General features: G+C 42.3%; 8 protein-coding genes. 1 reads left to right on the top strand and 7 read right to left on the bottom strand.

The features are described 5' to 3' along the window. Positions 1–71: 71 nt before the first annotated feature. A complete protein-coding gene (locus tag ACTNDS_RS16055; RefSeq protein ID WP_441036783.1) occupies positions 72–1016 on the bottom strand; it encodes a LysR family transcriptional regulator in 945 nt (314 codons plus the stop codon). 190 nt (positions 1017–1206) lie between these two features. Here ACTNDS_RS16055 and ACTNDS_RS16050 point away from each other — a divergent pair, with 190 nt between their 5' ends. Then, positions 1207–2598 (top strand): sodium-dependent transporter, encoded by a 1392-nt coding sequence (locus ACTNDS_RS16050; protein WP_441036782.1) that lies wholly within the window; start codon positions 1207–1209, stop codon positions 2596–2598. Positions 2599–2717: 119 nt separating this feature from the next. Here ACTNDS_RS16050 and ACTNDS_RS16045 read toward each other — a convergent pair whose 3' ends face one another. The 6 genes from ACTNDS_RS16045 to ACTNDS_RS16020 all read right to left on the bottom strand — a co-directional run bounded on the left by ACTNDS_RS16045 (position 2718) and on the right by ACTNDS_RS16020 (position 9269). Further along, entirely contained in the window at positions 2718–3383 is a 666-nt protein-coding gene (locus ACTNDS_RS16045) for an HAD family hydrolase (RefSeq protein WP_173743744.1), read from the bottom strand. 45 nt (positions 3384–3428) lie between these two features. Then, the gene (gene radA / locus ACTNDS_RS16040; RefSeq protein ID WP_441036781.1) at positions 3429–4802 is read right to left on the bottom strand and encodes a DNA repair protein RadA; all 1374 of its coding nucleotides are present in this window, start codon (positions 4800–4802) and stop codon (positions 3429–3431) included. After that, a complete protein-coding gene (locus tag ACTNDS_RS16035; protein WP_441036780.1) occupies positions 4796–5209 on the bottom strand; it encodes an endosialidase in 414 nt (137 codons plus the stop codon). The genes radA and ACTNDS_RS16035 overlap by 7 nt, the downstream gene beginning before the upstream one ends. 206 nt (positions 5210–5415) lie before the next feature. Then, positions 5416–7875 (bottom strand): ATP-dependent Clp protease ATP-binding subunit, encoded by a 2460-nt coding sequence (locus tag ACTNDS_RS16030; protein ID WP_441036779.1) that lies wholly within the window; start codon positions 7873–7875, stop codon positions 5416–5418. 39 nt (positions 7876–7914) lie between these two features. After that, positions 7915–8286, bottom strand: coding sequence for a GntR family transcriptional regulator (locus ACTNDS_RS16025; protein ID WP_019161101.1), 372 nt, complete (start codon positions 8284–8286; stop codon positions 7915–7917). Positions 8287–8504: 218 nt separating this feature from the next. Next, complete coding sequence (locus tag ACTNDS_RS16020) at positions 8505–9269, bottom strand: SseB family protein (RefSeq protein WP_019161100.1); 765 nt, start codon at positions 9267–9269, stop codon at positions 8505–8507. Positions 9270–9363 lie beyond the last annotated feature (94 nt).

Genomic DNA, 9363 nt, shown 5'->3' with positions numbered 1-9363 from the left:
GCACTGTCTGAGCGAAGCGAGTTTGCGCCATTTGCGAGCGCCTTTAGCTGATCTCCCGGGCCTTAGAGTTTCTAGCTCCCGAAACCAGTCTCCCCACCCGCTGTCCTTTCGGGGCGTCCGGCGTCCGGCCTCCGGCCTCCACAGGCAACTTCCATATTTTGCTGAAAATACTCCACCAAAATTTTAGTCACAACCGAATTCATTGTCCGTGCAAATGCCAATCCAATAATCCGTGACCTTCCCGGCTCAAGTGGTCTGCTCTCGACATCATTTGCAAATGCTTTCATAACCAGTTCCTGAGAAATCGTTACTCCAAGCCCGCTTTTTACAAATGCCATAATCAACGTATCATCCCGGAAACTGTAAGATGTCTTCGGTTTCTTTTTGCAGCTTTCCAGCAAATGCAAAATATCATTATCACACCCCGGCGTTTCTATAATAAACGGATATTCTAATAACTCCTCCAGTCTCACACTTCTTTTTTCAGCAAGAGGATGTCCTTTCTTTATTACTGCACAAAGAGGATCTTCACACAATGGATAAAATTTCAAATCATCCGCAACAATAGATGACAAAAATCCGCAGTCCACTTGTCCATGAATAATCCAGTTTCTGATTTCATCATAGTTTCCATCAAAAATCTGCACTTCAACCTGCGGATAATTTTCATTAAAAAAATGGATCACGTCCGGCATCCACAATGCTGTTATACTGGAAAAGCTGCCAATTCGAAGTTTTCCTTCTATTTTGTGATTAATGTTAAATGCTGCCTGTCTGAGTTTATCTTTCTGATTTGCCATCTCCTGTATATAAGGAAGCAGTCTCGTTCCATTATCCGTCAGCGTTACTCCTTTTTTCGCTCTTGCAAATAATTGCACACCCAGTTCTTCTTCAAAAGCTGCCATCATCTGGCTAATACCTGACTGTGTATAGTTCAGTGCCTGTGCTGCTTTAGAAAAGTTTCCGGTCTCACATACTTTTAAAAAAATCTCATATCGATCCCTTATTTCTTTCATTAACTATTCTTCCCCTTTTCTGCGTCACCCTAAATCTATAAAAACACTTTATTTTAAAGTACCTCATTTTTTACTTATCATTATCCATTACTTTTTTTAATATATAACAGTAAAAACATTCATTTTACTTATACATTAACATATGTTATCGTACTAATGCAAACATAAATCATACAGGAGATTATCTATTATGGAAAGGAAATCAAATCATTTTTCAGGACAGCTTGGTTTTGTCCTTGCTGCTGCCGGAAGTGCTGTCGGAGTGGGAAATTTATGGAGATTCCCATACCTTGCAGCCAAAGACGGAGGGGGATTATTTTTAATTATCTATTTTGTTCTTGTACTTACATTCGGATTTACACTTCTTACCTCCGACATCGCCATTGGACGCCGTACTCAGAAAAGTGCAATCGGAGCTTACAGCGAAATGCATCCCAAATGGAAGTTTCTGGGGATTCTTACATTTCTGGTACCGGTCCTTATCATGACCTATTATGCTGTTATCGGCGGATGGATCACCAAATATGCTGTAGTCTACCTGACTGGACAGGCAAAAGCCGCTGCAGCAGATGATTATTTTACTTCTTTTATCACTTCATCTGCTTCTCCGGTTCTTTTTGCACTTCTCTTTATGGGTGTAACAGCATTTATTGTATACAATGGTGTTCAGAATGGTATCGAAAAAGTATCGAAATGGATGATGCCAGTGCTTCTTGTACTCGTTGTCATCATTTTCATTTACTCACTGACGCTTAAGCATACAGATGCCTCCGGTCAGGTACACACTGGATTGCAGGGATTTTTGTATTATTTGACTCCAAGCTTTAAGGGGCTTACTGTACAGAGATTTTTACAGATTCTGCTGGATGCAATGAGTCAGCTGTTCTTCTCTCTCAGCGTGTCCATGGGAATCATGATCACCTACGGTTCTTATGTAAAGCCTGATGTTGACTTAAACAAGGCTGTTAATCAGATTGAAATTTTTGACACAGGAGTTGCATTTCTTGCAGGTGCCATGATCATCCCTGCTGTATTCGTATTTTCCGGAACAGAGGGAATGGGAGCCGGTCCAAGCCTTATGTTTGTATCTCTCCCAAAGGTCTTTGCAGCCATGGGAAAAGCAGGCATATTTGTAGGAATCCTCTTTTTTGTAACTGCTATTTTTGCAACACTGTCATCCTGCATCTCTGTGCTGGAATCCATTGTTGCAAACTGTATGGAAATTTTCCACACAGGCAGAAAGAAAACTGTTTCTGTTTTATCTGCAGTTTATCTTGCCGCTTCTGCGATTATTGCTTTGGGATACAGCATTTTCTATGTAGAAGTGAAACTGCCCAATGGTTCTACAGGACAGCTGCTTGATATCATGGATTACATCAGTAACAGTGTTATGATGCCATTTATCGCATTACTTTCCACCATTCTGATCGGATGGGTCATGACACCTGACTATGTTATTGATGAAATGGAACGAAACGGTAAAAATTTCCGCAGAAAAAAACTTTATCGTATCATGATCCGCTATGTTGCACCGGTTATGATGTTTATCTTGTTTTTACAGTCAACAGGAGTTCTCTCATAAGCAAAAACTTAAGATAACAAAAAAAGAAATCTGTTTTCCTGGAAAAGCTTTTAAATAAGCACCAGAAAAAACAGATTTCTTTTTTATTCAATTACTGACACTTCTAAAACCAAATGAATTTATCTGACTGATTCCTGCAAAAATTCCTGCACTGCGCAAAGGGATCCCAGAATCTGTTCTGCAAGGGACTTCATCTCCTCAGTAGGTTCCATCAGGTCCGGCACCATAATAGGATGCATTCCTGCTGCATGTGCTGCCCTGATCCCATTATAAGAATCTTCTATCACATAACAATTTTCCGGTTTTGATTCCAGTCTCCCGCATGCTTCCAGAAAAATGTCCGGTTCCGGTTTGCTATGTTTTACCATGTCCCCGCCAACGATCTGATCAAAATATTCCAGCAATCCCCCCTCCGAGATCTGTCTGCGTACTATTTTCTCCCGTGTAGAACTGGCAATTCCTACTTTAAATCCCTTGTCTTTCAGATATTTCAACAGTTCCTCAACTCCCTGTTTCTTTGCCAGCTTCCCATCAGATGCATGAGCAAAAAACACTTCCGCCATCTCCGCTTTATACTCATCATAGGGAAAATCCTGACCATAATGTCTCAGAAAAATCTGCTTACTCACAGCACTATTGGTTCCCAGGCACTCATGACATACCTTCTCAACATCCTGAATTCCATGACGCCCTGCCACCTCTTTCCATGAGCTCAGCACGAGTATTTCAGAGTCAAAAATCACTCCATCCATATCAAAAATCACTGTATTGATTCCATCTGCCATAACGTTTTCTCCTACCCGCAATAATATTTATGGATTCCCCAATAACTATTTTCTCATAATATAACTGATCGCATCACGGATCTGTGACACATAAACCAGATTGATCCCTTCTGGCTTTCCCACAGAAGACTTACATACTTCCGGAAGCATAACAGTCTCAAAACCTAGCTTCTTTGCCTCCTGCACACGCTGTCCCGCCATGCTTACTGCACGGATCTCTCCACTTAAACCAACCTCGCCAAATACCATTACCCTATCCGGTATCACCACATCTTTACAACTGGAAACAATAGCAAGGCAAATCCCCAGGTCAATGGCAGGCTCTGTCATTTTCATGCCTCCGGCAATATTCACATAAGCATCCGAAGTACCCAAATGGATACCAACCTTCTTCTCTAGCACAGCCATAAGCAGGTTTACCCTGTTAAAATCTGTACCGACTGCTGTACGTCGAGGAATTCCAAAATTACTTTGACACACCAGAGCCTGAATCTCCACCAGGATCGGACGGGTTCCTTCCATGGAGCATGCCACAACAGAACCTGATGCATCTTCCGGTCTTCCATTCAGCATGTATTCAGACGGATTTTTTACTTCCTCCAGTCCTGTATTGCACATTTCAAATACACCAATCTCATTTGTAGAACCAAAACGGTTCTTCACAGCTCGCAAAACACGGTAAGATGCATGACGGTCTCCCTCAAAGTAGAGCACTGTATCTACCATATGTTCCAGGACTCTCGGTCCGGCCACATTCCCTTCCTTTGTCACATGTCCTACAATAAAAACAGAGATACCCATACCTTTGGCGATCTGCATTAAAATATTGGTAGACTCCCTGACCTGAGATACACTTCCCGGTGCAGAGCTGACATCCTCATGAAACATTGTCTGAATAGAATCGATCACAACTACATCTGGCTTTTTTCTCTCAATTACCTCTCGGATCACTTCCAGATTTGTCTCACAGAGAAGCTGCATTTTATCATTAAAATCTCCGATTCGATTAGCTCTCAGTTTAATCTGACGCAGAGACTCCTCACCTGAAATATAGAGAACTGTCACCTGATTTTCTGCCAGGTTTCTGCACACCTGTAAAAGCAGGGTAGATTTACCAATCCCCGGATCGCCACCCACTAAAACAAGGGAGCCGGGGACGATACCGCCTCCCAGCACCCTGTCAAGTTCTCCTATCTGTGTTGTCTGTCGTTCATCTTCAGACAGGCTGATATCCTTCAGAATTACCGGATCCTGTCTTTTCTCTGATGCTTTTAAATTGCCGGAAGGATTTTTCTTAGCAGAAACTGTTTCTTCCACAAAAGTATTCCAGGCCTTGCATCCCGGACACTGTCCCATCCACTTGGCAGATTCATAGCCACACTCCTGGCAAAAATAAACTGTCTTTTTATTTTTTAACATTTTACAATCTTAACTTCTACTCTTGCTGCATTTCCAAGCTCCACACTGAAAGAAAGCTTCCCTCCCAGATTCGTCTTCATTTTTCCTGTACTTGCCTGTTCGATAAATACTTCATACTCTGTATCCGGTTCCATTTCTACTGTAATCTGCGCATCTTCCAGTCCCTCTACATGGAAATCCATCTGGTCAGCACTCTGAACAAGACCAAATACTGAAGTTCCCGGAACAGATTCATAAACGAACATTCCGTTTTTTTCCAGCTTGGTAATCTCTCTGAAAGTCTTCACTTTATACATATCGCCCTGATGCTGGTAATCTGATAACTTGGATTTCTGTGCCAGTTCATAATCACCAAAGCTGATTGCTCCATTCTCTTCTGTGCGGATTAATTCTTTTACTACTGCCATTTCCTTATGTCCTCCCTAAGACTCTTTTGTTTGCCGCAATATGGGATACACTTCCCATCCAAATATTTCTCATCTGACAAAAGCAGACAAATTCTTCGGCATTAATTGTATTTATTATATAATAAATCCTAAAATCTTACCAGTATCTATACTGAATTTTAATACTTATTTTACAAAGTATATGTCATACAGACCGATCTGTAGAGTTAATTTTTTACTTCGAACAGGATTTCCTCTTTATGAAGTCTCACCTGAACATGATCCCCTCGTTTGATTTTTCCCTCCAGGATTTCATTTGCCAACGCATCCTCAATTCTGCTCTGGATCGCACGTCGAAGAGGTCTGGCACCATATTTATTATCAGAGCCTTTTTCCACAATAAAATCCTTTACTGCACCTGTCACAGTCAGGCAGATATCCATTTGCTCTGCACAGCGCTTCTCCAGCGTTTTCAGAAGAAGTGTAACAATCTTCTTAATCTGTTCTTTATTCAGCATATGGAAAACAATAATCTCATCAATACGGTTCAGAAATTCCGGTTTGAAAATCCTGCGGACTTCCTCCATCACACCGCCCTTCATGCGTTCGTGATCTTTCTTCTCATCATTTCCGGACATAAATCCCAGATGCTTCGGTTCCATAATAGCCTGTGCTCCTGCATTGGAGGTCATGATAATGATCGTCTGCTTGAAATCCACTTTTCTTCCCTGGGCATCTGTGATATGTCCATCATCCAGCACCTGCAGCAAAATATTAAATACATCCGGATGAGCTTTCTCAATCTCATCAAAAAGCAGCACACTGTAAGGATTTCTGCGAACCTTCTCGCTAAGCTGTCCTCCTTCTTCATAACCCACATATCCAGGAGGAGAACCTATCATTTTAGACACGCTGTGCTTCTCCATATACTCCGACATATCCACACGGATCATAGCCTGTTCACTGCCAAACACAGCTTCAGCCAAAGCCTTGGAAAGCTCTGTCTTACCTACACCTGTGGGACCCAGAAAAAGGAATGAACCGATAGGTCTGTTAGGATCTTTCAATCCTACTCTGCCCCGCTTTACAGCCTGAGAAACAGCTTTTACCGCCTCTTCCTGACCGATCACCCGCTTATGCAGTTCCTTTTCCAGACGCGCCAGGCGTTTGGTTTCTCCTTCTGTCAGTCTCTGAAGCGGAATCTTTGTCCAGTCAGAAATAATGCCTGCAACAGCAGCTTCATCTACCACCAGTTTCTTTCTGTTATTTTTGCGTTCCACTTTTATATGAAGCTTCTCAATCTGTGCCTCCAGTTCCAGCTGCCGGGCATGAATTTCCTTTGCCCTGGCTAAATCTGCAGCCTTCACTGCCTCCTCTTTCTCATCCTTCACTGCCTCCAGCTGCTGTTCCAGATTTTCCAACTCCGGTTCAGACTTATAGCCTGCCAGCTGTATTTTAGAAGCAGCCTCATCCACCACATCAATAGCTTTATCAGGGAGGAAGCGATCGTTAATATAACGCTGGGACATTTTTACTGCAGCCTCTAACGCTGTATCTTCAATCCTTACCCCATGATGCTTCTCATAATATGGCCTAAGACCCTTCAGGATCTCATAAGCCTCCTCAGGAGAAGGCTCTTCCACAGTCACAGGCTGGAAACGTCTCTCCAGGGCAGCATCCTTCTCAATATGCTTGCGATATTCATCCAAAGTGGTTGCTCCAATAAGCTGAATCTCTCCTCTGGATAAAGCGGGTTTTAAGATATTAGAGGCATCCAAAGCACCTTCAGCCCCACCTGCTCCGATAATAGTATGGATTTCATCAATGAACAAAAGAATTCCCTGATGCTCCCTTACTTCTTGGATCACATTCTTGATACGCTCTTCAAATTCCCCACGGTACTTACTGCCAGCCACCATTCCTGAAAGATCAAGCACTACCAGACGTTTATCCCGCACAGTATCCGGCACCATTCCCATAACAATTCTTTGGGCAAGCCCCTCTGCAATGGCAGTCTTACCCACTCCGGGTTCACCTACCAGACATGGATTGTTTTTGGTCCTTCTGCTGAGAATCTGTATAAGACGATTAATCTCTTTCTCACGTCCGATTACCGGATCCAGTCTGCCTGCAGCAGCCAGCTCTGTCAGATCCCTGCTGTACTGGTCAAGTGTTGGAGTAGCTGTTACTTTTCTGTTCCGGGCATTTTGCACATAACGGAATTCCTCTGCAATCGCATCATCGTCAAATCCCATAGCACTGAGCACAGCAGCAAAAAGCTTCTGAATGTTTATTCCCATAGTATACAGAAGTCTGGTTGCCACACAATCTGTCTCTTTTAATAAAGCCAGCAGAATGTGCTCTGTACCTGTACTGCATTCCATATTTTCAGCATCTGTATGTGCCTGGTTCAGAATCCGTTCTGATCTGGGACTGTACTTGAGAATTTCCGTTTCCTTTGTCAGGTTTTCTCCCTGAGGAAGAGCAATCAGCTCACTGATCAGTTTCATCAGTCTGTCTTCCTCCACTTCAAACTCCTGAAGAACTTTTCCCGCAGTTCCCTCCTGCTCTTTAAGTAGACCCACCAGCAGATGTTCTGTTCCAATATAACCATGTCCACTGGATTTTGCTGTATTTTTTGCCAGTTTTAAGGCATTCTGTGCCTGTCTGGTAAATTTATTATCCATATTACCTCCAATTTATAGCTATTTATTCAAGTCAAATTTTCAGATCTTATATTCATCAAATATCTCATCGATCAACTGGTGAACCTCTTCACGGCTCACATTCTTGCAGCATCCTCTGGCCAGAGCCACAGATAAATTCTGTTTCAGATCCTCCAATGCCTTCCGCTTATTCACATCAATAGAGATCACTGCACCCTTTCGGCGGTCAATGGTTACAAAACCTTCCTGCCGCAGCAGTGAATAGGCTTTGTTTACTGTGTGCATATTAATGCCAACAGTATCTGCCAGCTGTCTCACAGAAGGAAGTGTATCCCCCTCCTGCAGCCTGGCTGTGGCAATCCCCATGATGATCTGATTGGTCAGCTGAATATATATTGCTTCATCACTGCTGAAATCTATCTCAATCACCATACATATACGACTCCTTTTTATGTTACACATATACTAGCACAAACCACCAGTTTTGCAAAGACCTTTTTTCTCAACCTCTTTTATTATGTGTGACCGGACGCAAAATAAGCAGACGTATATATCTGTACCCAAAAATGCACATTATGCTTACCATCAGCATAATGTGCATCTTATATTCCACCTGGCATCCCCTGTGTCAGATACTTTCTTTACATTTATTATCCAATAATTTTTTCAAGCTGTTCCTTTGTCAGTACCAGATTGAATCCCATAGGATTCACTACATAAGCCTTCGCCTGCTGAATCATCAGTTCCGGAAGCTTATTTAACGGAACTTTAGCAATCCGAAGCTTACGTCCCTTAGTAAATTTCTCCAATTCCATCACATCTGTAAAAACAGGCTGCAATATTTCCTCATTTTTATTCTTAAGATATGGAATACGGATCTGTTTCGGATCCTCTTCATTTACTTCCATAGCAACCAGATACTGTGATTTACGCATATTTACCAGTAGTTCCTCCTCAAGTTCGCGGAGATTACCATGCTGTTCCTTCTCTACCGGACGGCGAAGCTCCTGCATAAAATAAATACCAGATAACTCCAGTGTAGGGTTCAAAAGGGGTCTATGCTCCTCCGGAATCTTGCTCAGATCATGCTGCTTTGCAATATCCGGCAGATCAATTTCTACCTGTTCCTCACCATCTACCCACATTACTGTATTCACACCAATTGCATAAAAAGTACCATATAACCTTGGATAATCTTTTTTCTCATAACGCATACCCATAAGGAGGACCTTATCATCCAGAAGTTTTTTTCCAAATTCTTTAATTCCTTCCTCTGTGGAAAAGATCCATGCCTGATCATTAAAAGTTTCCTCATCGCATTTCACATATGGAAGCTTGGTAAACTGTGAATAAGCCACATATACCATATCTCTGTTCTGTAATTCCTTGATTGCATCTTCTTTACTGATTGCCATTGTCTTACCCTCTCTGTCTCAATTCTATTATAATCTGCAATACCCCGCTATCCATGGAGCAGAGTCAAGCGGATATTCATTCACTGCAATTCTT

The organism is Blautia sp. HCP3S3_C12 (genome assembly GCF_052064155.1).
GTDB lineage: Bacteria > Bacillota > Clostridia > Lachnospirales > Lachnospiraceae > Blautia_A.
Note: the sequence above shows the minus strand (reverse complement) of the source record. Positions and strands in the feature narration are given on the sequence as shown.